This window comes from Cupriavidus sp. FW216-B1, assembly GCF_058789195.1.
In genome coordinates this window covers 945,369-970,525 of record NZ_JBYTEL010000001.1, presented here as the reverse complement: position 1 = coordinate 970,525, position 25,157 = coordinate 945,369, and the positions used below count along the sequence as shown (strand labels likewise).

The window sequence follows — 25,157 nt, the reverse complement described above, 5'->3', positions numbered from 1 at the left end:
CGTGTTGCCTGTCGTGCCGTTCCGACAGGATTCGGGGTGCGGGGACGGGGCATGCGGCTTTCCCAGCATGTCCAGCCCCGCCACGGCGTCACTGCGCCGGCAACATCGCTACTCCACCGTCACCGATTTCGCCAGGTTGCGCGGCTTGTCGATGTCGGTTCCGCGCGCCAGCGCGACATGGTAGGCCAGCAACTGCATCGGGATCGTGTGCAGGATCGGCGACAGCGGCCCGTAGTATTCCGTGAGGCGCAGCACTTCGATGCCGGGGCTCGGCGCGATGCCGCAGTCGCTGTCGGCGAAGACGAACAGCCGCCCGCTGCGCGCGCTGACCTCGTGCATGTTCGACTTGAGCTTTTCCAGCAGGCGGTCGTTGGGCGCGACCGCGACCACGGGCATCTCGTCGCTGACCAGCGCCAGCGGGCCGTGCTTGAGCTCGCCGGCCGGATAGGCCTCGGCATGGATGTACGAGATTTCCTTCATCTTCAGCGCGCCTTCCATCGCCACCGGGTAGTGCATGCCGCGGCCCAGGAACAGCATGTTCTCGCGGCGCGCCAGCAGTTCGGACCAGGCCATGATCTGCGGCTCCAGCGCCAGCACCTGGCGCATGGCGTCCGGCAGGTGGCGCAGCGCGCGCAGGTGGTGCTGTTCGTCCTGCGCGGAAAGCCGCCCGCGGATCTGCGCCAGCGTCAGCGCGAGCAGGAACAGCGCCACCAACTGCGTGGTGAAGGCCTTGGTGGAGGCCACGCCGATCTCCACGCCGGCCCGCGTGATGAAGGTCAGCGCGCATTCCCGCACCAGCGCGCTGGTCGGCACGTTGCAGATCGCCAGCGTGTGGCGCATGCCCAGTTGGCGGGCTACCTCGAGCGCGCCGAGCACGTCGGCGGTCTCGCCGCTCTGGGATACCGCGACGACGAGCGCGTTCGGGTTCGGCACGCTTTCGCGGTAGCGGAACTCGCTCGCGATCTCCACGCTGACCGGCAGCCCGGCCAGGCTCTCGATCCAGTACCTGGCCGTCAGCGCGGCGTGATAGCTGCCGCCGCACGCCAGCAGCAGCACCGAATCCACCGCGTTGAACACGCGCCACGCCTTGTCGCCGAACAGTTCGGGCATGACCGTGGTGACGTCCTGCAAGGTGTCGGCCACCGCCTGCGGCTGCTCGAAGATCTCCTTCTGCATGTAGTAGCGGTACGGGCCGAGCTCGGCGCTGCTGCCGTGCGCCGCCACCCGCGCCACGGGGCGCTCCACGCGCTGGCCGGCGGCATCGACGATCCAGTAGCGGTGCAGCTGCACGTCCACCACGTCGCCGTTCTCGAGATAGGCGATGCGGTCCGTGACGCCGGACAGCGCCATCGCGTCGGACGCCAGGAAGTTCTCGCCTTCGCCCACGCCGACCACCAGCGGCATGCCGCTGCGGGCGCCCACCAGCCGGTGCGGCTCGTCGCGGCACAGCACGGCGATGGCGAAGCTGCCGCGCAGCCGCGCCACGGCCGCCTTCACCGCCTCGAACAGGTCGCCGTCGTACAGGTGGTCGATCAGGTGCGCGATCACCTCGCTGTCGGTCTGGCTGGCGAAGACGTAGCCGCTGGCCTCCAGGCCCGCGCGCAGTTCCTCGTGGTTCTCGATGATGCCGTTGTGCGACAGCGCGATGCGCGCCGCTTCCTCGCGCGGCGAGAAGTGGGGGTGCGCGTTGCCCGTGACCGGCTTGCCGTGCGTGGCCCAGCGCGTGTGCGCGATGCCGGTGTAGCCCGCCAGCGCCTGCCGGGCGATGTCGGCCTGCAGGGCGGCAACGCGATCCACGCTGCGCGCGCGCACCAGTTGCCGGTCCTGGTGCAGCGCCACGCCGCAGGAGTCATAACCGCGGTACTCCAGCCGCTTCAGGCCCTCGACGAGATTGGGCACGATGTCGCGCTGCGCGACCGCCCCGACAATTCCGCACATATCCGTTTTTCCCTCATGATCGGCCCGAGGCCGGGCCAGCGGTTAGCATGGTAGAGGGATCGGTATGTAATTTTCTTTCTTAAATCTATAAACAATGAAATAATCAATCATCATCAAATAGTGATGAAATTTTATTTCATCAGGCCTAGCGGAGTCCCCATTGCCCGGCACCTTCCTGGACGAGCTCGACCTGCGCATCCTCCGCATCCTGCAGGCCGACTCGGCCATCTCGAACACCGACCTCGCCGAGCGCGTGCACGCCTCGGCGCCCACCTGCCTGCGGCGCGTGCGCAGGCTCAGGGAAAGCGGCGTCATCCAGCGCCAGATCGCCGTGCTGGATCCGCGCCAGACCGGCACGCCGCTGACCGCCATCATCGAGATCAGCCTAGACCGCCAGACCGCCGAGGACCACGACGCCTTCGAGGCCTATATCTGCGCCGAGGCCGCGGTCACGCAGTGCTACCGGGTTTCGCCGGGGCCGGATTTCATCGTCACGGTGGAGATGGCCGACATGGCCGCCTACGATGCGTTCGCGCGGCGGCTGTTCGCCGGCGCGTCCAACGTGCGCAACGTGCGGACGTTTTTCTCGACGCATCGGGCCAAGTTCGAGGCGAACGCGCCGGTGGCGGGAAGATAGAACCGGGAAGCCGGCGGGCCGCGATGCCTGTGCCGGACAGCGCGGCTCCGGCGTTGAACGAGCCAGGGCGGCCGTCGGTGCCGTGCATCGGCGCGAGTTTCCGGTCAGGCCGCGATCCGGCCGCGGCTCCCGGCACCCGTCCCGACAGGCGATGTCAGGCGCAGGGCGGCCGGATGCCACCGGCGTTCATGCCGCGGCGTCGTCCGGTTCGGGATCCGCGGGCGCCGGGGCATCCGAAATCCACCGCAGAATATCCCGCCAGCTGACGATGCCGACCGGCCGGAACTGCGCGTCCACGATGGGGATGCACGAGATCCGATGAGCGAGAAACAGCGCGATGGCATCGGGGATCCTGGCCTCGGGGCGCAACGTGATCGGCTTGCGCGTCATGATCTGGTGCACGCGCTTGTTGAGGGTGTTGAGGTCCCTGGCCGACTCCACGTTGCTGCCGATGAACGGGCTCACCGCGCGCAGCAGGTCGCGGTCCGATACGACGCCATGCAGTCTCTCGTCTTCGACGACGAGCAGGTGATGGAACTTCGCCTCGTCGAAAATGTGCTTGACCGTTGCCAAGGTATCGTCGAACACCACGCTGACGATCTTTCTGGACATGATGCTATCGATGGTCACAACTGGCTCCGTGTATGTCTTTTTCCCATGCGGGGTCGCCATTGCCCCGCGCGTGGCGCCGGTGGCCGGGCGGCCATTCTCGCTACGCGGGGCGGGGGCACAACCTGGGCCAGGCCGGGCGGACAGGGGGCGCAACCCGTGTCCGTCCTGCCCGGCGCCATTCCGCGACTACCTCCTGCGACGCTCGCAGGCTGTTCAGCATTGTGTTGTCGGCTGCGACCCCGGCTTTCTTTAGCGAGCCGTCCCGCTTCATGAGGGTGACGGGGACGCGGCGCGGCGCCGGGCGCATCATTTTCGGCCGGCATGTCCACTTCGTCTCCCAGGCCCAACCGGGCCAGGATCGGCTTCGGGATCGGCACCCCTTGCGAGTTGCCTGTTCTGCGCATCGCCGCTTTCACCGGGGCACCGTCATGACGGGAACATGCCGGCGCGGCACGCATGGACACGCAATGTCATGACATTGCCGGGCGGCATCGGAGGCGCGGCCGACGGCCGCGGCAAACGCTCGCCCGGCCTTTCCAGTCACGCCAGGATCGTCTGCAGGCGCGCCAGCGCGTCTTCCACCACTTCGGCCGGCACGCGCTCGACCTTCCTTGCGCCCCGCGCTTCAAGGTCCAGCGTGCGCACCATGTTCACCAGCGCGACGCCCTGGGTCTCGGTGCCGGCCCCGGACAGCGGCACGGCGAAGCCGGCGAAACGGGCAACGTCGCCACCCTGCGTGATCGGCGCGACCAGCGCGACGCCGAGCGCGTTGAAGGCGGCGGGCGACAGCACGAGCGCGGGGCGGAAATCTCCCTGCTGCTCGCGGCCGGCCGTGGGGTTCAGGCTTACCCGCACGATGTCGCCCCGGTCGAACCTGGCGGACTTCACCATGCTTCGTGGCCGGCCGGCCCGGCGTGGTGCCAGGCGGCCAGGTCCGCGGGCATCGGCGCGGCGGGATCGCACTGCGCGACCAGTTCTTCGAGTGCGTACCGGGGCCGGGCGGGCTTGAGCAGGACGCCATCCTGGCGCACGTCGACGGTGAGCTTGTCGCCCAAGGCGACCTTGAGTTGTTCGAGCAGCGCGGCGGGCAGCCGCACGGCCGCGCTGTTGCCCCATTTCTGAATCGACAGTTCCACGGCAGGCTCCAGTAGATGTATAGCCATTGTAGATACGCTGGTTGTGGTGGTCAAATTTCGTATCTACGTTGTAGATACGTCGTCTCGCGGGAAGGCATGGCCTGTTTATCCGCGATGCGCGAGTTGCCGGCAAGGCGACAAGTCTCATTGATTGCGGCCGGCTGCCATTGGCTTGCGCCGCCCACGGAGGGATGTCGAAGGCGAAGGGCAGCCACGGAAACGAACGCCCGCGCAACGAAAAGGGGGAGGGAGGAAGGAGACGGGAGGGAGCGCGGCCCGGTCGCAGCCCGGGCCGCGCAGCCGAAGCGGGACGAGCGTCCCGCCTCGGGCAACGCCAGCCGGGATCAGACCACCGTGGCCAGCGCCAGCGTCAGCAGCAGCGCCACCACCGAGATGATGGTCTCGCACACGGACCACGTCTTGAAGGTCTGCGCCACGGTCATGTTGAAGTATTCCTTCACCAGCCAGAAGCCGCCGTCGTTCACGTGCGACAGGATCAGCGAGCCGGCGCCGGTGGTCAGCACCAGCAGTTCGGGGCGGGTGCCCGGCACGCTGGCGGCGATCGGGGCGACGATGCCGGCGGCGGTGGTCATGGCGACCGTGGCCGAGCCGGTGGCGATGCGGATCAGCACGGCCACCAGCCAGCCCAGCAGCAGCACGGAGACGTGCGCGCCGGTGGCGACGTCGACGATGGCGTTGGAGATGCCGGAGTCGCGCAGCACGCGGCCGAAGCCGCCGCCGGCGCCGACCACCAGCACGATGATGGCGGTGGGCGCCACGCATTCGTTAGTGAACTTGAGGATGTTCTCGCGGTTGAAGCCGCGCGCCTTGCCGAAGGTGTAGAAGCTCACCAGCGCGGCGATCAGCAGCGCCATCACCGAGTTGCCGATCAGCTTGAGGAAGTCGTTGGCGAAGGTCTTGGGCGCGGTGAGCAGGTCGGCCCAGCTGCCGATCAGCATCAGCGCCACCGGCAGCAGGATGGTGAAGATGGTGATGCCGAAACCGGGCAGTTCGTGCGTGCCCTTGCTCTCGTCCTCGGTGAACTGCGCGGCCAGCGGGTTGATGTCGGGCAGCTTGACGTAGCGGTCCATCAGCCGCGCGAACAGCGGGCCGGCGATGATGGCGGTGGGGATGCCCACGATCAGCGCGTACAGGATGGTCTTGCCGATGTCGGCGCCGTAGGCGGTCACGGCCAGCAGCGCGGCCGGGTGCGGCGGGATCAGGCCGTGCACGACCGACAGGCCGGCCACCATCGGGATGCCGACCAGCACCATCGAGGTGCCGGTGCGCTTGGCCACGTTGAAGGCGATCGGCACCAGCAGCACGAAGCCGACCTCGAAGAACACCGGCAGGCCGACGATGAAGGCGATCGTGACCATCGCCCAGTGCACGTTCTTCTCGCCGAAGAAATCGATCAGCGTGCGCGCGATGCGCTCGGCGCCGCCCGATTCGGCCATCATCTTGCCGAGCATGGTGCCCAGCCCGATGACCAGCGCGATGTGGCCGAGCGTGCCGCCGACGCCGGCCTCGAACGACTTGACGATGTCGCCCATCGGCATGCCCACGGCAAAGCCGAGCAGCACCGAGACGACGACCAGGGTGATGAAGGGATTGAGCTTGAACTTCGCGATCAGCACGACCAGCGCGATCACGGCGATCAGCGCGTACAGCAATAGTGTGGTTCCGGTGACGGCGCCCATATTGTCTCCTTGCTGCGGGGTCCGCCGGAGGGTCCGGCGGGGCTCTCCCGCGTCCGTTATGAAAATGGCCGCGCAGGCGGCCGGTTGAGGTGTTTGCCGGAAGGCGCTGGTCAGGCCGCCGGCTTCTTGTAGGCGATGCAGTCGATCTCGACCTTGCAATCCACCACCATGCTCGATTGCACGCAGGCGCGTGCCGGCGGGTTGGCGCCGAAATATTCCCTGAAGATCCTGTTGAACGAGGCGAAGTCGCGCGCGTCGTCCAGCCACACGCCGCAGCGCACCACGTGCTCGGGGCCGTAGCCGGCTTCGGCCAGGATGGCGAGCACGTTCCTGATGGCCTGGTGGGTCTGCGGCACGATGCCGCCGTCGATGACCTCGCCGGCCACCATCGGCACCTGGCCCGACACGTGGAGCCAGCCGTCGGCGGCGACCGCGCGGGCAAAGGGCATGTGCTGGCCACCGGAGCCGGTGCCGCCTTCCACGCCGAATCGTCTGATTTCCATGAAGACTCCTGAAGCGGATTGCTGAAAACGGGTTGCGGGGGCGCTAGCCGGCCACGTCGCCGGCGCGCCGCGCGCGCGGCAGGAAGCGGCCGGCGCGCGCGCCGGTGGCCGCGCGCTGCCGCCAGGACAGCGCGCCGTTGACCCACACCGCGGCGATGCCTTCGGCCGGCTGCATGGGGTCGGTGAAGCTGGCCGCGTCGCGAATGGTGGCGGCGTCGAACAGCACCAGGTCGGCCCAGTAGCCTTCGCGCACGAAGCCGCGCTGCGCCAGGCCGAAGCGTTCGGCCGACAGGCCGGTCATCTTGTTGACGGCCACGGCCAGCGGGAACAGTTCGCGGTCGCGCGCGTAGTGGCCCAGCACGCGCGGGAATGCGCCCCACAGGCGCGGGTGCGGCAGCGGGTCGTTGGGCAGCCCGTCCGAGCCGATCACGGTGGCGGGGTGGCTGAGGATGCGGTCCACGTCGGCGTCTTCCATGCCGTGGTAGACCGCGCCGGCCGGCTGCAGGCGGCGCGCGGCGTCTTCCAGGCTGGTCTGCCACCCGGCGGCGATGTCGGCCAGCAGGCGGCCGCCCATGCCGGGATGCGGCCCGGACCACGTGACCATGATGTCGAAGTCGCCGGTGACCTGCTTGAGGTCCAGCGTGGAGGAACTGGCGGTGTAGGGATAGCAGTCGCAGCCGACCGGCTGCCAGCGCTGCGCGCGCTCGAGCGCGTCGAGCACTTCGCCGCTGCGGCCCCAGTTGGCCACGCCGGCGCATTTCAGGTGCGAGATCACCACCGGCACGCGCGCGTGCCGGCCGATGCGGAAGGCTTCATCCATCGCCTCCAGGATCTCGGCGAACTCGCTGCGCAGGTGGGTGGCGTAGAGCGCGCCGGCGCGCGCCAGCGGCTCGGACAGCGCCAGCACTTCGTCGGTGGTGGCGCTGAACGCGCTGGCGTAGGCCAGGCCCGTGGACAGGCCCAGCGCGCCGTGCGCCAGCGCCGCCTCCAGCTGCGCGCGCATGGCGGCGATCTCCGCCGGCGTGGCGGCGCGGTCGAGCCGGTCCATGTGGTTGCTGCGTAGCGCGGTGTGGCCGACCAGCGCCGCCACGTTGACGGCGGGCCGCGCGTCCCGCACGGCCTGCACGTAGCTGCCGAAATCCGGGTAGCGGAAGGCTTCGGCGCCGCCGAGCAGGTTCATCGGGTCGGGCGGCTCGCCGCGCAGCGCGACGGGCGCGGCGCTGATGCCGCAGTTGCCGACGATCACAGTGGTCACGCCCTGCGAGAGCTTGGGCGTCATCTGCGGCTGGCGGACGACGTTGGTGTCGTCGTGCGTGTGCACGTCGATGAAGCCGGGCGCGAGCACCAGGCCGTCGGCCGCCACCACCTGCGCGGCGCCGGCGGGGTCGAGGCCGCCGCCGTCCTCATCGTCGTCCAGCATGGCGATGCGCGCGATGCGCCCGGCGCGCAGCGCCACGTCGGCGCGGCGCGCCTCGGCGCCGGAGCCGTCGAGCACGGTGGCGCCGCGGATGAGCGTGTCGAACGGCGGCAGGCCGGACGGCGCGGTGTCGGTCGAGGCGGGCATGTCAGTCTCCGAGCGGCTGGCGGCTGTCCGCGGCGCCGGGGCCCGCGCTGCCGCGGTGCGCGTCGAGCACGAACTTGAGCCGGCGCAGCCGGTCCTGGCTCTGCTCCTGCTGCAGCAGCGCGAGCTGGGTGGACAGCACGTCCATCACCAGCAGCATGGCGTAGCGCGAGGCCGAGGGCTTGAAGATGAAATCGGTTTCGAGCGTGCGCACCGGCAGCAGCACGTCGGCGCGCGCGGCCAGCGGCGAGCCCAGCGCGGTCACGGCCACCAGGCGCGCGCCGTACTCGCGCGCGATGTCGCAGCTGGCCAGCATCTCGGGCACGCTGCCGGTGGCGGAGAAGGCGAGTACGACGTCGTCCTTGTGCAGGGTGGCCGCCACCATCTTCTGCAGCAGCGCATCCTGGTAGCTGGCCACGGGGCGGCCCAGGCGGGCCAGGCGGTAGCGCGCCTCGTCGGCCATGAAGGACGAGCCGCCACCCATGCCGAAAGCGTAGACCATGCGCGCGTCGAGCAACAGGCGCGCGGCGCGCCCGATGTGGTCGGGGTCGATCAGCTTGCGGTTGACTTCCAGTGAGTCCAGGATGTCCGCATGGATGCTGTCGGCCAGCGTGGCCGGGGCCGGCTCGGCCGTGCGCGCGCCCTGCGCCTGCAGGAAGCGCTGGCCCACCGCGGTGGCCTGCGCCAGGCGCAGCTTCAGGTCGCGCACGTCGCGGCAGCCGATGGCCTTGGCAAAGCGCGTCACGCTGGCTTCGCTCACGCCGGCCTTGCGCGCCAGCTCGTTGATGCTGGTGGCGGCCGCGCCGGCCAGGTCCTCCAGGATCACCTGGGCGACCTTCTGCTCGGCCAGGCGCAGCGTGGGGCCGCGCTCGGCGATGCGGGAAAGGATGTCGAAGGACGCGGACATGGACGGGAGCGTAGGGCGAAGCGTAAGGGCGGAACGTGCGCGCATCCGCCGGCGCAGGCAAGGTTCGGCACGCCGCGGATGTTACTTTATAACAAGGGTGAAATATCGTAATTTCAAGGCTATCATTACGTCAATCGGAATTTTGCGCAGTGATGACAGAGATGCATGAAATAAAGTACCAGACCGGTATGATCGATCCGCTCAACAAGGCGCTCGGCAAGCTGGAGGCGCCGCTGGCGCCGGCGGCCGCAGGCCAGGTCGGCTGGCAACTGCTGGCCGAGGACCTGAGCCTGCCGGCGGCGGTACTGTATGAAGAGCGCCTGGCCCACAACCTGGCGTGGATGCGCCGCTTCATGCACGAATACGGCGTGCAGCTCGCGCCGCACGGCAAGACCACGATGGCGCCCAAGCTGTTCGCGCGCCAGCTCGAAGCCGGCGCCTGGGGCATCACGCTGGCCACCGCGCACCAGACCGCCGCCGCCCACGCGCACGGCGTGCGCCGCGTGCTGATGGCCAACCAGCTGGTGGGCCGCCGCAATATGGAGATCGTCGCGGACCTGCTGCGCGATCCCGGCTTCGAGTTCTTCTCGCTGGTGGATTCGCCGGAACTGGCGGATCAATTGGGCGCGTATTTCAGCGGCCGCGGCCAGACGCTGCAGGTCCTGCTGGAACTGGGCGTGGCGGGCGGACGCACCGGCGTGCGCGACGCGCGCCAGCAGGCCGCGGTGCTGGCGGCGCTGGCGCGCTGGCCCGGCGCGCTGTCGCTGGCCGGCGTGGAAATCTACGAAGGCGTGCTGAAGGAAGAGGCCGACATCCGCGCCTTCCTGCAACGCACCGTGGCGGTCACGCGCGAGCTGGCCGCGGCCGGCCGCTTCGGCCGCAGCCCGGTGATCCTGTCGGGCGCGGGCTCGGCCTGGTACGACGTGGTGGCGGAGGAATTCGCGCGCGCCGAGATCGGCGCGCCGCTGGACATCGTGCTGCGCCCGGGCTGCTACCTGACGCACGACGTGGGCATCTACCGCGCCGCGCAGGAGCGCATCCTGGCCAGCAACCCGGTCGCGCAGAAGATGCGCGAGGGCCTGCTGCCGGCCTTGCAGCTGTGGGCCTACGTGCAGTCGGTTCCCGAGCCGGAGCGCGCCATCGTCGGCATGGGCAAGCGCGACGCGGCCTTCGACGCCGGCATGCCGGTCCCGGCGCGGCTGTACCGGCCCGGCGCGGCCGCGCCGCAGGCGGCGCCCGCGCACTGGGAGGTGAGCGGCATGATGGACCAGCACGCCTACCTGCGGATCCGCGCCGGCGACGACATCCGCGTGGGCGACATGATCGCCTTCGACATCTCGCATCCGTGCCTGACCTTCGACAAGTGGCGCCACATCCCGGTGCTGGACGGCAGCCTGCGCGTGACCGACATCGTCCAGACCTTCTTCTGACCGCCACGAACGGAATCACGGAACCTCCTGAAGGACGCCCGCACCATGAGCATCGACATCCTGGCTTTCGGCGAAGCGCTGGTGGAGTTCAACCAGCAGCCCGACGATCCCGCCCGCTACCTGCAGGGCTTCGGCGGCGACACGTCCAACTTCTGCATCGCCGCGGCGCGCCAGGGCGCGCGCGCCGGCTACATCAGCGCGGTGGGCGACGACAGCTTCGGCGAGCGCCTGCTGGCGCTGTGGACGCAGGAGCGCGTCGACACCCGCCACGTGCGCGTCGACGCCGGCGCGCCGACCGGCGTGTACTTCGTCAGCCACGACGCGCACGGCCACCGCTTCGACTACCTGCGCAGCGGCTCGGCGGCCAGCCGCTACCACCACGAATACCTGCCGCACCATGCCATCGCCGAGGCGCGCTACCTGCATGTGTCCGGCATCAGCCTGGCCATCAGCACCAGCGCCTGCGACACCGCGCTGGCGGCGATGGAGCACGCGCGCAAGGCCGGCGCCAAGGTGACGCTGGACACCAACCTGCGGCTGCGCCTGTGGACGCTGGCGCGCGCGCGCGGCATCATGCGCGAAGCCTTTTCGCTGACCGACGTGTGCCTGCCGAGCTGGGACGACATCACCGTGCTGACCGGCCTCGACGACCGCGACGCCATCGTCGACCACCTGCTCGGCTGCGGCATCGGGCTGGTGGCGCTCAAGCTGGGCGAGGAGGGCGCCTACGTGGCCACGCCCGAGGCGCGCTCGCTGGTGGCGCCGTACCCGGTGCGGGCGCTCGACGCCACCGGCGCCGGCGACTGCTTCGGCGGCAGCTTCGTGGCGCGCCTGGCGGCCGGCGACGATCCGTTCGAGGCCGCGCGCTACGCCAACGTGGCCGCGGCGCTGTCCACCACCGGCTACGGCGCGGTGGCGCCGATCCCGGCCACCGAGACCGTGCTGGCCCGGCTGGCGCAGTCGGTTGCCGTGATTGCCTGATTTTTCCGGTCTTTCCCGCTTCGCGCGGACGCCGCGCGCGACCGGTTCGCTGTTTTTTCGTGCCCTCGTCGGCTTGTCCGACCTACCTGACTGAATACCCGTCATGCAAACTCAATCCTCCCTGATCGAACGCTTCGCCGGCGTGCCGGTGATCCCGGTGCTGGAATTCTCCTCGGTCGACGAAGCGCTGCACGTCAGCGAAGCGCTGATCGGCGGCGGCCTGCCGGTGCTGGAAATCACGCTGCGCACGCCGGTGGCGCTGGACGCCATCAAGGCGGTGGCCGCGGCCTTCCCCGAGGCGGTGGTCGGCGCCGGCACGGTGCTCACGCCGGCTCAGCTCCAGGCCGTGGGCGAGGCCGGCGTGCAGTTCGCCGTGTCGCCCGGGCTGACCCCGGCGCTGGCCGTGGCCGCGCAGGGCGCCGGCGTGGCGCTGCTGCCGGGCGTGGCCACCGCCAGCGAGGCGATGGCCGCGCTCGAAGCGGGCTTCCAGTTCCTCAAGTTCTTCCCGGCCGAGGCCGCCGGCGGCATCCCGATGCTCAAGTCGCTGTACGGCCCGCTGGCCCAGTTGCGCTTCTGCCCCACCGGCGGCATCGACGCGGCGCGCGCGCCGTCCTACCTGGCGCTGCCCAACGTGGTGTGCGTGGGCGGCTCGTGGGTGGTGCCCAAGGATGCCGTGGCCAAGGGCGACTGGGAGCGCGTGCGCGCGCTGGCGCGCGAGGCGGCCGCGCTGCGCAAGCCGGCCTGAGCGGCCGGAAGCGTCCCCGGGCGGCGGCCGCCTTGGCCGCCGCTTTGTCGGGCACGTCGGACAAAGGCGGATAGCCGCGCCTGGCGCGAGCTCCTAAGCTTCCGGTATCGGGTCCTGGATGGCCCGCGGCTGGAGGCGGCATGCTGGTGCGATTCACGGTGACGGCGGCGGTGACGGCGGCGGGGGCGGTGGCGCGAGAGCGCCGCGCCGGACCGGCATGGATCGCCCGCCTGGCGCGCGCGCTGGCCTGCGCGCTGGTGCTGGCCACCGAGGGCTGCGCCAGCCTGCCGCGCGACGTGCCGCGCCAGCCGAGCGCGGCGCTGGCCGATCCCGCCGCCACCGCGCTGGGCCGGCTGGTGGCACAGAGCGCGCCCGACCCGGCGCTGTCCGGCTTCCATGTCATCACCTCGGGCGAGGAAGCCTTCGGCACGCTCGTCACGCTGGCCGACCGCGCCACGCGCACGCTCGACCTGCAGTACTACATCATCGACGCCGACGAGTCCTCGCGCGAGATCCTGCGCCACGTGCGCGCCGCCGCCGGGCGCGGCGTGCGCGTGCGCGTGCGCGTGCTGGTCGACGACCTGCACAGCGACGGCAAGGACCGCGCCTTCCTGCGCTTCGCGCGCCACCGCAACATCGAGGTGCGGATGTTCAACCCGTTCCCGGCCGGGCGCTTTTCCAGGCTCACGCGCATGGTGTCGTCGGCGGCGGACATCCGCCGCATCAACCGGCGCATGCACAACAAGGCGTTCATCGCCGACAACGCGCTGGCCATGACGGGCGGGCGCAATATCGGCAGCGCCTACTTCCTGCGCGCGCCGGACACCAATTTCGTGGATCTCGACGTGATCGCCGCCGGCCCCGCGGTGCGGCGGCTGTCGGCCGCGTTCGACCGCTACTGGAACAGCCCGCTGGCGATTCCGGTGGAGGCGCTGGCCAGCCCCGAGGAACTGGCGGCGTCGGCCGAGCCCGCCAGCGCGGCGAGCCCGGAGCCGGGCCTGGCCGGCCCGCGGGCGGAGTCCGGGCGCGGCGAGTCCCGGGGCGCGGCGCCGCCGGCGCGCATCGATCCGCGCGCGAGCTTCCTGGCGCGGCAGCTCGCCGGCGACGGCAAGCTGCCGCTGGAATGGGCCGCCGCCAGCGTGATGGTCGACACGCCGGACAAGGCCTCGCCCGACAAGGCGCCCGAAGGCGAGGACACGATGGTGCGGGAACTGGGCCGCATGCTGGGCGGCGCGCAGCAGGAAATCATCCTGATCTCGCCGTACTTCGTGCCCGGCGACGCGGGCGTGGCATGGATGGCGGGCCTCGTCGGGCGCGGCGTCAAGGTGCGGGTGCTGACCAATTCGCTGGCCGCCACCGATGCGCCGATCGTGCACGTGGGCTACCGCCGCTACCGGGCGGCGCTGCTGCGCGCCGGCGTGGAGCTGCACGAGCTGAAGTCGCGCCCCGGCCGCCCGCAGCGGGCGGTCGGCGATTTCACGTCCTCGCAGGCCAGCCTCCACGTGAAGGCCGCCGTGGCGGACCGCGCCAACCTGTTCGTCGGCTCGATGAACTTCGATCCGCGCTCGGCCAGCCAGAACACCGAGACCGGCCTGATCATCCGCAGCCCGCGCCTGGCGCAGCAGGTCGCGCAGTTGTTCGCCGGCGCCATCGACGACAACAGCTACCTGCTGCGCTTGTCCGACACGGGCGCGGTGCAATGGGTGGATGGCAAGGGGAAGGATGCGGCCGTGCTCGATACCGAGCCGGACACCACGTGGTCGAGGCGGCTGTGGATCGACGTGCTGGCGCCGTTTACGCCGGAGGAACTGCTATAGCCGGAAGCGCCGCCGCAGCCCGGGGAACCGCTGCCAGGCCGCGGCAACAACGCAAGAAGCCGGCGTGATGCGCCGGCTTCTTGCCGCCGGGTGCCCGTGCGGGCGCCCGCGCGTCCGGCTTACTTGCTGCGGTCGGCAGCGCCTTCGAGCTTCTGGCCACCCTTCTGGATGTCCTGGCCAAGGCCTGCCATCGTATTGCAGCCCGCCAGCAGGGTGGCAAGCAGAACGCAGAAGATCCATCCTTTTTTCACGCCAGACTCCTTTTGGTCGATTTGTCCGCCGCAATTTTACCGTTGTTGGCGCACTTCATTGGGGTACCCGGCACGGCATTTTGTAACTTTTTCACGGTGCGCCGCCGCGCCGCCGCGAGGCCGCGGCCTATGGCTGCGCCAGCAGCTCGCGCACGCGCGCGCGGATGGCCGCATGCGTCTGCGCCAGCCAGTGCGCGGGGAAGGGCTGCGCGAGCAGGTAGCCCTGCACGCTGCCGCACCCCAGGCGGCGTGCTCCGGCCAGCTGCCCGCGCGTCTCGATGCCCCTGGCGCAGACCGCCAGGCCCAGTTGCCCGGCCAGTTCGCAGGCGGCCCGCATGTGCGCCGCGGCGGTGTCCTCGCGTCCGGGCCGGCCAGCGCCGCCGGGGGCGCGCGCATCGAGCATCAGCAGGTCCGGCCGCAGGCGTTCCAGGGCCGCGTGCAAGGGCTCGCCGCCCGGCGCGCCGGCGCGATCGCACAGCGCGATGCGCAGGCCGGCGTCGCGCAGCGCGGCGAGCCTGCCGGCGGCCGCGCGGTCGCCCGCCGGCACGGCCGCCGCGGGGATTTCCAGGCGGACCCTGGCGGGGTCTAGCCGCAGGCGCTCCAGCGTGCGCAGCAGCGTGCCGGTCAGCGGCGGGTCGTGCAACTGCGTGCCCGAAACCGGGAAACTCAGCTCGAACGGCTCGGCGATGCCGGGGCTGGCCAGCAGCGGCAGCGCGCTTTCCATCAGCCAGCGCGCCACGTCGCCGATCAGGCCCCGCGATTCCAGCGCGGGCAGGAAGTCCTGCGGCGCCACGCGCCCGAACTCGGGGTTCTGCCAGCGCAGCCTGACCGTGTAGCCGGCGATCTCGCCGCCGGCCAGCATGGCCCGCGGCTGCAGGTTCAGCGTGAGCTGGCCGCGCGCCAGCGCGTGCGGCAATGCCGCCAGGACCGGCGAGGAGAGCGGGGACGGCGCCGTGCCGTCGGCGCCGGCAATGCCGTCGCCGCCGCGCTTGCGCACGCGCAGCATGGCGTCGCAGGCCTGGCGCACGGTGCGTTCGGCGGGCTGGGCGGGGTCGTCCGGCGCGACGCCGATGCTGGACGACAGGAACAGCTCGAAGCCGTCCTGCCGGAACGGCCGGGCGAGCGCGCCGGCCACGGCGCGCGCCAGGCGCAGCGCGGCCTCGCGCGCGTCGGCGGCCCGCGGCGGCAGCGCCGCGATGGCGCCGATCTCCGCGTCGCCGAACCAGGCCAGGTCGGCGCCGCGGGCCAGCGCCGCGACGCGCGCGGCCGCCTGCGCGCGCAGGCCGGCGGCCAGGCCGGGGCCCAGCGTCTCGCTGGCGTGGCTGAAGCGGTCCAGGTGGATGACCAGCACCGCCAGGCCGGGCGCCGCGCCTGGCCGTTGCCGGCGCGCGGCCAGCAGGGCGGCGAAATCGCCGGTGTCGGGCAGGTCCGCTTCCGGCTTGCCGACGATGCCGTCTGCGTCTGGGTGCATGGGAGGGGTGTTGGTGGATCATGCCGCCGCGCCGCACTTGGCTCGGCATAACGAAGATCATACGGCAGGGCGGGCGCGGCCCGAAGCGCGGCGGATGCCGCGATCGTGCGCCGGCGCGCGGACTTGACGGCGATCAAGTCTCGCCGGCGGCGCCCCACGGTGGTGCGGAGCGGGCCGGCGAATGCGGGAGGGGATGCGGAAGGGGCAAGAGGAACGGAGGGCGGGCGCCATGCCCGCCGCGCGGTCAGCCGGTGGTCTCGGCGTCGGCGCCGTCCTCGGGCGGCACCACGGAGGCCAGCACCTTGTCGATGCGCTTGCCGTCCATGTCGACGATCTCGTACTTCCAGTCGCCCCAGCGCACGGTGTCGCCGGTCTGCGGCAGCCGGCCCAGCAGCAGCAGCAGCATGCCGGACAGCGTGTGGTAGCGCTCCTTGTCCTCTTCCGGCACGTGGCGCAGGACGAGGCGGTCCTTGAGCTCGGGAATCGGGATCAGGCCGTCGAGCAGCCAGGAGCCGTCCTCGCGCTGCACCGCCCATTCCTCGCCGGCGCTGTCGGGCTTGAACTCGCCGGTGATGGCCTCGATCAGGTCCTGCAGCGTCACCAGGCCCAGCACTTCGCCGTACTCGTCGATGACGAAGGCCATCTGCCCGCCCGAGGCGCGGAAGTTCTCCAGCAGCTCCATGCCGGTCACGCTCTCGGGCACGAACACCGGCGCCTGCAGCACCGCGGTCAGGTCGGTGGGCTCGCCGCGCAGGCGGCGCGCCAGCAACTGGCGGGCGCTGACCACGCCCAGCATGTCGTGCATGCCGCCGCGCACCACCGGGAAGCGCGAGTGGTCGGACTCCTCGATGCGGCGCAGGTTTTCTTCCAGCGGCACTTCCACGTCCAGGCACACCACGTCGCCGCGCGGCACCATCAGCGAGGTGAGCTGGCGGTCGTCGAGGCGGAACACGTTGCGCACCATCGTGTGCTCGTTCTGCTCGATGACGCCGGCCTCCGAGCCTTCGACCAGCAGCGCGTGGATTTCTTCCTCGGTCACGGCCGGGCCGCGGCCGCTCGTCACGCCGAGCAGGCGCAGCACCAGGCGCGTCGAGCTGGACAGCAGCTTGACGAACGGCGTGGAAGCCACCGCCAGGAACGAGATCGGGCGCGCCACCAGGCGCGCGATGCTTTCGGGTGCCATCTGGCCGAGCCGCTTGGGCACCAGCTCGCCGAGCACGATGGAAAAGTAGGTCAGGCCGGCCACCACGATGGCGGTCGCCACGTAGCCGGCGGTGACGGTCTGCATGCCAAAGCCCTGCAGCCAGACGCCAAGCGGCTGGGCCAGCGTGGATTCGCCGACCACGCCGTTGAGCACGCCGATCGAGGTGATGCCGATCTGCACGGTGGAGAGGAAGCGGGTGGGATCTTCGCCCAGCTTGATCGCCTCGATGGCGCCGCGGTCGCCTTCCTCGATCCGTTTTTGCAGACGAGCCTTGCGGGCCGTCACCAGCGCGATTTCCGACATGGCGAACAGTCCGTTGAGCAAAATCAGCGCCAGTAATATGGCAATTTCCATCAGGGTGCGCGCCCTGTGCGCGCAGGAGTTATCGAGGGCCAAAGCATAACATTGCTATGTGTCGGAACCGTTCCCGGCGCGCGCGCGCCGGCGCCGGACGTGCCGTTCCGGTCGCCCGGCCACCTCCTGTGCCATTTCTTCCTCCACCTCTCCCGCCATCGCGCCACAGCGCGAAAACCGGACGGTGGCGCCGTTCGAAATCGCGACGTCCGCTACGCGGACGCCCTCGCCGCCACCCGGCGGCTGCGCGCCAACCCGTTGATGCAAAAGACAATTCACCGCCTTCCGTGCGCTGGCACAGCGGTTGCGAAGAGAAGCCGGGCCCCGCGACGCGGCGAGCCTGGCAACGGCGCTGCCCGACAGCCGCCGTGAACGCAATCACTGGAAGGAGACATGGATATGGAAGTGCAATCGCAAGTCCAGGTGATGGGCATCGATGCCGGCGGCACGATGACCGACACCTTCTTTGTGCGCTCCGATGGCCGTTTCGTCGTGGGCAAGGCGCAAAGCAACCCCGAGGACGAATCGCTGGCCATCTTCAATTCGTCCGAGGACGCGCTGGCGCACTGGCAGCGCGGCGTCGACGACGTCTATCCCGAGCTGCTGACCTGCGTGTATTCGGGCACCGCGATGCTCAACCGCGTGGTGCAGCGCAAGGGGCTCGACGTGGGCCTGATGGTCAACAAGGGCTTCGAGCACGTCCACTCGATGGGCCGCGCGATCCAGAGCTACCTCGGCTACGCGCTGGAAGAACGCATCCACCTCAACACCCACCGCTACGACGAGCCGCTGGTGCCGCTGTCGCGCACGCGCGGCGTGACCGAGCGCACCGACGTGCAGGGCGAGATCGTGATCCCGCTGCGCGAGCACGAGACCCGCCAGGCCACGCGCGAGCTGGTGGCGGCCGGCTCCAGGGCCATCGTGATCTGCTTCCTCCAGTCGCACAAGAACGGCACCAGCGAGCAGCAGGCGCGCGACATCGTGCGCGACGAGCTCAAGAAGCTCGGCGCCGACATCCCGGTGTTCGCCTCGGTGGACTACTATCCGCAGCGCAAGGAAAGCCACCGCATGAACACCACGGTGCTCGAAGCCTACGCGGCCGAGCCCTCGCGCCAGACCCTCAAGAAGGTCAGCGACCGTTTCCGCAAGCACGGCGCCAAGTTCGACCTGCGCGTGATGGCCACCCACGGCGGCACCATCAGCTGGAAGGCCAAGGAACTGGCGCGCACCATCGTCTCCGGCCCGATCGGCGGCGTGATCGGCTCGCGCCTGCTGGGCGAGACGCTGGGCTACGACAACATCGCCTGCTCCGACATCGGCGGCACCTCGTTCGACATGGCGCTCATCACCAAGGGCAACTTCGCCATCGCCGCCGACCCGGACATGGCGCGGCTGGTGCTGTCGCTGCCGCTGGTGACGATGGATTCCGTGGGCGCGGGCGCGGGCAGCTTCGTGCGGCTCGACCCGTACAGCGGCGCCATCAAGCTGGGGCCGGACAGCGCCGGCTACCGGGTCGGCACCTGCTGGCCCGAGAGCGGGCTGGACACGGTCTCGGTGTCGGACTGCCACGTGGTGCTCGGCTACCTCAATCCCGACAACTTCCTCGGCGGCGCCATCAAGCTCGACGTGGCGCGCGCGCGCCGGCACATCAAGGATCAGATCGCCGACCCGCTGGGCCTGTCGGTGGAGGACGCCGCCGCCGGCGTGATCGAGCTGCTCGACCTGCAACTGCGCGAGTACCTGCGCTCCAACGTCAGCGCCAAGGGCTACAACCCGACCGAGTTCGTCTGCTTCTCCTACGGCGGCGCGGGGCCGGTCCATACCTACGGCTATACCGAAGGGCTGGGCTTCAAGGACGTGATCGTGCCGGCCTGGGCCGCGGGCTTCTCGGCGTTCGGCTGCGCCTGCGCGGACTTCGAGTACCGCTACGACAAGAGCGTCGACCTGGCGCTGCCGCAGGGCGCGGCCGAGGCCGACAAGGCGCAGGCCGCGCAGACCATCCAGCAGGCCTGGTCGGACCTGGCCGCCAAGGTGATCGAGGAATTCCGCATCAACGGCTTCAAGCCCGAGGACGTGATCCTGCGCCCCGGCTACCGCATGCAGTACATGGGCCAGCTCAACGACCTGGAGATCGACTCGCCGATCCCCAGCGCGGCCGGCGCCGCCGACTGGGACCGCATCGTCGATGCCTTCGAGCAGACCTACGGCCGCGTGTACGCCAGCTCGGCGCGCTCGCCCGAGCTGGGCTTCTCGGTGACGGGCGCGATCATGCGCGGCATGGTGCTGACGCAGAAGCCGGTGCTGCCCGAAGACCCCGACGGCGGCCCCACGCCGCCGGCCGCGGCCCGCATCGGCACGCGCCCGCTCTACCGCCAGAAGCGGTGGCACGACGCGGTGCTGTGGAAGATGGAGGCGCTGCAGCCGGGCAACACCATCACCGGGCCGGCCATCATCGAGTCCGACGCCACCACCTTCGTGGTGCCGGAGGGCTTCGCCACCACGCTCGACAAGCATCGCCTGTTCCACCTCAAGGAAGTGAACAAGGCAGCGAAATAACAGGAGACACGCCATGAACATGATGTCCAGCAAGGAAGTCGGCCTGGCCGACCTGCTCAAGACCGGCCAGACGCTCAAGGAATTCCGCGACGCGATACTCGAGCGCACCGCGCAGACCGGCCACTACAACGGGCTCACGCGCCTGGCCTTCCGCGAGCGCGACCCGATCCGCTACGAAAAGCTGTTCTCCAAGCTGCGCGGCGGCCTGGTGCATGCGCGCGAGACCGCCAAGAAGATCGCCGCCAGCCCCATCGTCGAGCAGGAAGGCGAGCTCTGCTTCACGCTCTACAACGCCGCCGGCGACTGCGTGCTGACCTCGACCGGCATCATCATCCACGTCGGCACGATGGGCGCGGCGATCAAGTACATGATCGAGAACAACTGGGAGGGCAATCCCGGCATCCATCCCGGCGACATGTTCACCAACAACGACTGCTCGATCGGCAACGTGCACCCGTGCGACATCGCCACCATCGTGCCGATCTTCTCGCACGGCAAGCTGGTGGGCTGGGTGGGCGGCGTGACCCACGTGATCGACACCGGCGCGGTCACGCCCGGCTCGATGTCGACCGGGCAGGTGCAGCGCTTCGGCGACGGCTACATGATCACCTGCCGCAAGACCGGCGTGAACGACACGCCGCTGCGCGACTGGCTGCACGAAAGCCAGCGCTCGGTGCGCACGCCGAAATACTGGATCCTCGACGAGCGCACCCGCATCGCCGGCTGCCACATGATCCGCGACCTGATCGAGGAAGTGATCGCCGACGAAGGGCTGGAAGCCTACGAGGAATTCGCCTACGAGGTGATCGAGGAAGGGCGGCGCGGCCTGCAGACCCGCATCAAGGCCATGACGCTGCCGGGCAAGTACCGCAAGGTGGCCTTCGTCGACGTGCCCTACAACCACCCGGACGTGCAGACCTCGTCGGCCTTCGCCAAGCTCGACTCGATCATGCACTCGCCGGTGGAGATGGAGATCCGCAAGGACGGCTCGTGGCGGCTGGACTTCGAGGGCGCGAGCCGCTGGGGCTGGCATTCGTACAACGCGCACCAGGTGGCCTTCACCAGCGGCATCTGGGTGATGATGACCCAGACCCTGGTGCCGACCCAGCGCATCAACGACGGCGCCTACTTCGGCACGGAATTCCATTTGCCCAAGGGCACCTGGATGAACCCGGACGACCGCCGCACCGGCCACGCCTACGCCTGGCACTTCCTGGTGTCCGGCTGGAGCGCGATGTGGCGCGGGCTGTCGCAGGCGTATTTCAGCCGCGGCTACCTGGAGGAGGTCAACGCCGGCAATGCCAATACCTCCAACTGGCTGCAGGGCGGCGGCATCAACCAGGAAGGCGAGATCCACGCGGTCAACAGCTTCGAGGCCTCCTCGTGCGGCACCGGCGCCTGCGCCATCAAGGACGGGCTGAACCACGCCGCGGCGATCTGGAACCCCGAAGGCGACATGGGCGACATCGAGATCTGGGAGATGGCCGAGCCGCTGCTCTACCTCGGGCGCAACGTCAAGGCCAACTCCGGCGGCTACGGCAAGTACCGCGGCGGCTGCGGCTTCGAGACCCTGCGCATGGTGTGGAAGGCGCAGGACTGGACCATGTTCTTCATGGGCAACGGCTACATGAACAGCGACTGGGGCCTGATGGGCGGCTACCCGGCCGCCACCGGCTATCGCTTCGAGGCGCACAAGACCGGCCTGAAGGAGCGCATCGCCGGCGGCGACAGCCTGCCGCTGGGCGGCGACGCCAACCCGGACCTGCCGGACTACGAGAACCACCTCAACGCCGGCGCCGTCGTCAAGCGCGACCAGCAGTGCATGACCACCGAGGACTGCTACGACAACTACGACCTGTACCTGAACTACCTGCGCGGCGGCCCCGGCTTCGGCGATCCGCTCGACCGCGAGGTGGAGGCCATCGAGCGCGACCTGAACAACGCCGTGCTGCTGCCCGAGTACGCGCAGAAGGTCTACGGCGCGGTGGCGACCAGGGACGGCAACGGCATCTGGAAGGTGGACGCCCGGCAGACCGCGCTGCAGCGCGTCGAGATCCGCAACCAGCGCCTGGCGCGCTCGCAGCCGACGCAGGAATGGATGAAGGGCGAGCGCGAGCGCATCCTGGTCAAGCATGCCTCGACCCAGGTGCAGCACATGTTCGCCACCAGCTTCGGCCTGTCGCAGAAGTTCGAGCAGCAGTTCCGCGCGTTCTGGGACCTGCCGGCGTCATGGACCCTGACCGAGGACGAGCTCGACGTGCCGACCTACGGCTCCAAGTACCGCATGGACCTGTCCAAGATGCCGGACGTCCATACCGTGGTGCTGGTCGAAGAGTAAGGCCGCCCCGGCACATCCAATCACGCAGGATTCAGGAGAAGACGCAAGATGTCTACCTATACCAGTGAACAGGTCAAGAACCTCGTCGACGGCAAGCTCGACTGGGACACCACGCTGCGCATGCTGTCCATGCCCAAGGACGCGGAGCGCTTCAAGCTGTACGTCGAGGCGCTGCAGAAGAAGCTCGACTGGGACGACCGCATCGTGCTGCCGCTGGGCCCGCACATGTTCATCGTGCAACAGGCCAAGACCCGCAAGTGGGTCACGCAGTGCGACTGCGGCCATGTGTTCTGCGACTACCGGGAGAACTGGAAGCTGCACGCCAACATCTACGTGCGCGACACCGAGGAAGCCATGACCGAGGTCTATCCGCACCTGATGGCGCCGGACACCCAGTGGCAGGTCTACCGCGAGTACTACTGCCCGAAGTGCGGGACCATGCACGACGTGGAGGCGCCCACGCCGTGGTATCCGGTGATCCACGACTTCGAGCCGGACATCGAGGCTTTCTATACCGACTGGGTGAAGCTGCCGCTGCCGGAGCGCGCGGACTGACGCGCGCTCCGCTGCCGATGTAGCCCATCCTCCGCATCGGGCAACCGCATGTGGACAGGCCGCCGGTTTTGGCCGGTGGCCGGACGGCCGTTCGATTTTCGGACGGCCGTCGTGTTTTCGGACGGCGCCGCGCGGGCGGTCCGGCGCGCGCGCGCCGTGGCGCGGCGCCGGGCCGGTGGCGTGGAATTTGCTCGCAGTCTGCCAGCAGGGATGGGCAAGTCCCGGCTGGCCCTGGTGGCGCTGCCGGGAGTAGCATGCGCAAAGCAGACGGCCAGGCAAGCGAAGGCGCAGGCCAGGAACGCGGGCGCCAGTCCCGCGCAGGCAGAGCCAGAGAGCGAAAAAGAGCGAGCCGGCACACCGGCCATTCGTGATCCGCCACCGGCGGACCCCGCAAGGAGACACGGCATGCATCCAGCCAGCACACCGATGGACTGGTTTTCCCATCCCGATCATGACGCGAGCATCATGTCCGCCTGGGAACACCTGATTGGCGGCGGCGAGGCGAATGCCGGCGAACTGCGCTGCGTGGTGGACGACTCGTGGCGGCGCTGCCTCGTGGCCCGCGTCGATCCCGGCGCCGGCGCCGCGCCGCCGCCGCTGGGCCAGGACGGCCTGCGGGCGCGGCGCGAGAAGAACGCGCGGCTGGTCAGCACCAGCCTGCCGCTGATCCAGCAGACCCACGAATTCCTCTCGCAGACCGGCACCATCATGCTGCTGGCCGATCCCGACGGCATGATCCTGCAGCAGGAAGGCGACATGCGCATCGTCGAGCCGGCCGGCGAGGTCGGCCTGATTCCGGGCTGCGACTGGACCGAGCTGAACTGCGGCACCAACGCCATCGGCACCGCGCTGGCTTTGCAGCAGCCGGTGCAGATCCACGGCGCCGAGCATTTCTGCGCCGGCATCAAGCGCTGGACCTGCTCGGCCACCGTGATCCGCGACCCGCTCGACGGCGGCGTGCTCGGTGTCATCGACGTGTCCGGCCTGGCGCAGACCTACAGCCGGCACAGCCTGGCGCTGACGGTCTCGCTGGCCGGGCGCATCGAAAGCCGCCTGGCCAAGCTGGCGATGGAGCGCCGCCTGCGGCTGCTGGACCGCTGCGCCAGCCACTTCGGCTCGCTGCGCAGCGACGGCGTGCTGGTCCTCGACGAATGCGGGCAACTGGTCAAGGCCAATCCGCAGGCGCCCGCGGCGCTGCTGCGGCTGGGCGTGGACACCGCGCTGGACCGCCGGTTCTCGGTGCCGGGCCTGGGCATCCGGCAGGCCGGCGCCGCCGTCCGGCCCGCGCCGGACTGGCTGCGGCTGGCCCGCCTCGAAACTGTCCGCGAGGCCGGCGAGACGCTCGGCTTCCTGCTGGTGATCCCGGCCGTGCCGCAGCGCGCGGCCAGCGGCGCGCCGCCGGCGCGCACGGCCCCGGCGCCGGCCTTCTCGCGCATCGTCGGCAACGGCGCCGCGCTGCGCTCGGCGGTGGAGAAGGCGCAGCACCTCGCGCCGTCCCGGGTGCCGGTGCTGCTGCTGGGCGAGACCGGCGTCGGCAAGGAACTGTTCGCCCAGGGCATCCACCAGGCCAGCGCCTGCGCCGAGGGGCCGTTCGTGGCCCTGAACTGCGGCGGGCTGTCGCGCGACCTGCTCGCCAGCGAGCTGTTCGGTTATGCCGAAGGCGCCTTCACCGGCGCGCGCAAGTCGGGCGCGGCCGGCAAGATCGAGGCCGCCAACCGCGGCACGCTGTTCCTCGACGAGATCGGCGAGATGCCGCTCGACATCCAGCCGCACCTGCTGCGCGTGCTCGAAGAAGGCGAGATCTACCGGCTCGGCGAGAACACGCCGCGCAAGGTCAGCTTCCGGCTGGTCGCCGCCACCCACCGCAACCTGCGCGACGACGTGGCGGCCGGCAAGTTCCGCATGGACCTGTTCTACCGCATCGCCGTCACCAACATCGCCATCCCGCCGCTGCGCGAGCGCAAGGACGACATCCCCGCGCTGGTGGCGCACTGGCTCACGCATCTGTGCGAGCGCTACGGCCTGCCGCTGGCCTCGTTCGACGACGACGCCTATGCCTGCCTGCTCGCCTACGACTGGCCCGGCAACGTGCGCGAGCTGCGCAACGCGCTCGAAGGCTCGCTGCTGATGGCCGACGGCGGCGTGATCACGGTCGACAAGCTGCCGCTGGAGATCGGCGCGGCCGCCTGGCAGGGCGATGCGGCCCGGGCGGAACCCGCGGCTGCCGCGCCGCCCGGCGCCGTGTACTCGCTGGAGATGGCCGAGGCGGAATCGATCCGCCGGGCGGTGGCGTACAGCGGCGGCAACCTGACCAAGACCGCCTCGCACCTCGGCATCGCCAAGAGCACGCTGTACCAGAAGATCCGCAAGTACGGCCTCGCGGCGGCGTTGAGCGAGACGCGGGGCAGGGTGCTGTAGCAGGGGCGCGGGATTACCTCGGAGGTAATCGCCGCGCGGCGCC

At 70.1% G+C, this 25,157-nt stretch carries 20 protein-coding genes; 9 read left to right on the top strand and 11 right to left on the bottom strand.

The window, feature by feature from the left end; all coding sequences use genetic code 11:
• Nucleotides 1-108: 108 nt before the first annotated feature.
• A complete protein-coding gene (gene glmS, locus AC3WXD_RS04160; protein ID WP_492323101.1) occupies nucleotides 109-1,938 on the bottom strand; it encodes a glutamine--fructose-6-phosphate transaminase (isomerizing) in 1,830 nt (609 codons plus the stop codon).
• A 160-nt stretch (nucleotides 1,939-2,098) separates the two neighbouring features.
• On the opposite strand from glmS, the gene AC3WXD_RS04155 reads away from it, so the two are divergent.
• Nucleotides 2,099-2,575 carry an Lrp/AsnC family transcriptional regulator gene (locus tag AC3WXD_RS04155; RefSeq protein WP_020202844.1) on the top strand — a complete coding sequence of 159 codons (477 nt, stop codon included), beginning with the start codon at nucleotides 2,099-2,101 and terminating at the stop codon, nucleotides 2,573-2,575.
• 186 nt (nucleotides 2,576-2,761) lie between these two features.
• On the opposite strand, the gene AC3WXD_RS04150 is transcribed toward AC3WXD_RS04155, so the two are convergent.
• The 7 genes from AC3WXD_RS04150 to AC3WXD_RS04120 form a co-directional block, all read right to left on the bottom strand.
• The gene (locus tag AC3WXD_RS04150; protein WP_231586418.1) at nucleotides 2,762-3,187 is read right to left on the bottom strand and encodes a CBS domain-containing protein; all 426 of its coding nucleotides are present in this window, start codon (nucleotides 3,185-3,187) and stop codon (nucleotides 2,762-2,764) included.
• 540 nt (nucleotides 3,188-3,727) lie between these two features.
• The gene (locus AC3WXD_RS04145; RefSeq protein WP_492323100.1) at nucleotides 3,728-4,078 is read right to left on the bottom strand and encodes a type II toxin-antitoxin system ChpB family toxin; all 351 of its coding nucleotides are present in this window, start codon (nucleotides 4,076-4,078) and stop codon (nucleotides 3,728-3,730) included.
• The gene (locus AC3WXD_RS04140; RefSeq protein ID WP_020202841.1) at nucleotides 4,072-4,323 is read right to left on the bottom strand and encodes an AbrB/MazE/SpoVT family DNA-binding domain-containing protein; all 252 of its coding nucleotides are present in this window, start codon (nucleotides 4,321-4,323) and stop codon (nucleotides 4,072-4,074) included. The genes AC3WXD_RS04145 and AC3WXD_RS04140 overlap by 7 nt, the downstream gene beginning before the upstream one ends.
• Before the next feature lie 344 nt (nucleotides 4,324-4,667).
• Nucleotides 4,668-6,023 (bottom strand): GntP family permease, encoded by a 1,356-nt coding sequence (locus AC3WXD_RS04135; RefSeq protein ID WP_492323099.1) that lies wholly within the window; start codon nucleotides 6,021-6,023, stop codon nucleotides 4,668-4,670.
• Nucleotides 6,024-6,133: 110 nt separating this feature from the next.
• Complete coding sequence (locus AC3WXD_RS04130; RefSeq protein ID WP_020202839.1) at nucleotides 6,134-6,526, bottom strand: RidA family protein; 393 nt, start codon at nucleotides 6,524-6,526, stop codon at nucleotides 6,134-6,136.
• A gap of 43 nt (nucleotides 6,527-6,569) precedes the next feature.
• The gene (locus AC3WXD_RS04125; RefSeq protein ID WP_492323098.1) at nucleotides 6,570-8,090 is read right to left on the bottom strand and encodes an N-acyl-D-amino-acid deacylase family protein; all 1,521 of its coding nucleotides are present in this window, start codon (nucleotides 8,088-8,090) and stop codon (nucleotides 6,570-6,572) included.
• A gap of 1 nt (nucleotide 8,091) precedes the next feature.
• Nucleotides 8,092-8,994, bottom strand: a complete 903-nt coding sequence (locus tag AC3WXD_RS04120) for a MurR/RpiR family transcriptional regulator (RefSeq protein WP_059411583.1) — start codon at nucleotides 8,992-8,994, stop codon at nucleotides 8,092-8,094.
• Nucleotides 8,995-9,155: 161 nt separating this feature from the next.
• Between AC3WXD_RS04120 and AC3WXD_RS04115 the strand changes: the two genes are divergently transcribed.
• The 4 genes from AC3WXD_RS04115 to AC3WXD_RS04100 all read left to right on the top strand — a co-directional run bounded on the left by AC3WXD_RS04115 (nucleotide 9,156) and on the right by AC3WXD_RS04100 (nucleotide 13,967).
• A complete protein-coding gene (locus AC3WXD_RS04115; protein ID WP_454733346.1) occupies nucleotides 9,156-10,424 on the top strand; it encodes an amino acid deaminase in 1,269 nt (422 codons plus the stop codon).
• Between the two features lie 45 nt (nucleotides 10,425-10,469).
• On the top strand, nucleotides 10,470-11,405 hold the full coding sequence (locus AC3WXD_RS04110; RefSeq protein ID WP_492323097.1) for a sugar kinase: 936 nt from the start codon (nucleotides 10,470-10,472) through the stop codon (nucleotides 11,403-11,405).
• A 103-nt stretch (nucleotides 11,406-11,508) separates the two neighbouring features.
• Nucleotides 11,509-12,150 carry a bifunctional 4-hydroxy-2-oxoglutarate aldolase/2-dehydro-3-deoxy-phosphogluconate aldolase gene (eda, locus tag AC3WXD_RS04105; protein ID WP_020202834.1) on the top strand — a complete coding sequence of 214 codons (642 nt, stop codon included), beginning with the start codon at nucleotides 11,509-11,511 and terminating at the stop codon, nucleotides 12,148-12,150.
• 140 nt (nucleotides 12,151-12,290) lie between these two features.
• Nucleotides 12,291-13,967, top strand: coding sequence for a phospholipase D family protein (locus AC3WXD_RS04100; protein ID WP_492323096.1), 1,677 nt, complete (start codon nucleotides 12,291-12,293; stop codon nucleotides 13,965-13,967).
• A 119-nt stretch (nucleotides 13,968-14,086) separates the two neighbouring features.
• On the opposite strand, the gene AC3WXD_RS04095 is transcribed toward AC3WXD_RS04100, so the two are convergent.
• The 3 genes from AC3WXD_RS04095 to AC3WXD_RS04085 all read right to left on the bottom strand — a co-directional run bounded on the left by AC3WXD_RS04095 (nucleotide 14,087) and on the right by AC3WXD_RS04085 (nucleotide 17,247).
• On the bottom strand, nucleotides 14,087-14,218 hold the full coding sequence (locus tag AC3WXD_RS04095) for an entericidin A/B family lipoprotein (RefSeq protein ID WP_020202832.1): 132 nt from the start codon (nucleotides 14,216-14,218) through the stop codon (nucleotides 14,087-14,089).
• Nucleotides 14,219-14,345: 127 nt separating this feature from the next.
• Nucleotides 14,346-15,689, bottom strand: coding sequence for an EAL domain-containing protein (locus AC3WXD_RS04090; protein ID WP_492323095.1), 1,344 nt, complete (start codon nucleotides 15,687-15,689; stop codon nucleotides 14,346-14,348).
• Nucleotides 15,690-15,933: 244 nt separating this feature from the next.
• Nucleotides 15,934-17,247, bottom strand: a complete 1,314-nt coding sequence (locus AC3WXD_RS04085; protein WP_029043569.1) for a hemolysin family protein — start codon at nucleotides 17,245-17,247, stop codon at nucleotides 15,934-15,936.
• Between the two features lie 399 nt (nucleotides 17,248-17,646).
• On the opposite strand from AC3WXD_RS04085, the gene AC3WXD_RS04080 reads away from it, so the two are divergent.
• The 4 genes from AC3WXD_RS04080 to AC3WXD_RS04065 all read left to right on the top strand — a co-directional run bounded on the left by AC3WXD_RS04080 (nucleotide 17,647) and on the right by AC3WXD_RS04065 (nucleotide 25,114).
• Complete coding sequence (locus tag AC3WXD_RS04080) at nucleotides 17,647-19,803, top strand: hydantoinase/oxoprolinase family protein (RefSeq protein ID WP_059411588.1); 2,157 nt, start codon at nucleotides 17,647-17,649, stop codon at nucleotides 19,801-19,803.
• A gap of 13 nt (nucleotides 19,804-19,816) precedes the next feature.
• Nucleotides 19,817-22,141 carry a hydantoinase B/oxoprolinase family protein gene (locus AC3WXD_RS04075; protein ID WP_454733340.1) on the top strand — a complete coding sequence of 775 codons (2,325 nt, stop codon included), beginning with the start codon at nucleotides 19,817-19,819 and terminating at the stop codon, nucleotides 22,139-22,141.
• Nucleotides 22,142-22,189: 48 nt separating this feature from the next.
• Nucleotides 22,190-22,696, top strand: coding sequence for an acetone carboxylase subunit gamma (locus AC3WXD_RS04070; protein WP_020202827.1), 507 nt, complete (start codon nucleotides 22,190-22,192; stop codon nucleotides 22,694-22,696).
• A 405-nt stretch (nucleotides 22,697-23,101) separates the two neighbouring features.
• Nucleotides 23,102-25,114, top strand: a complete 2,013-nt coding sequence (locus tag AC3WXD_RS04065) for a sigma-54-dependent Fis family transcriptional regulator (RefSeq protein ID WP_492323094.1) — start codon at nucleotides 23,102-23,104, stop codon at nucleotides 25,112-25,114.
• Nucleotides 25,115-25,157 lie beyond the last annotated feature (43 nt).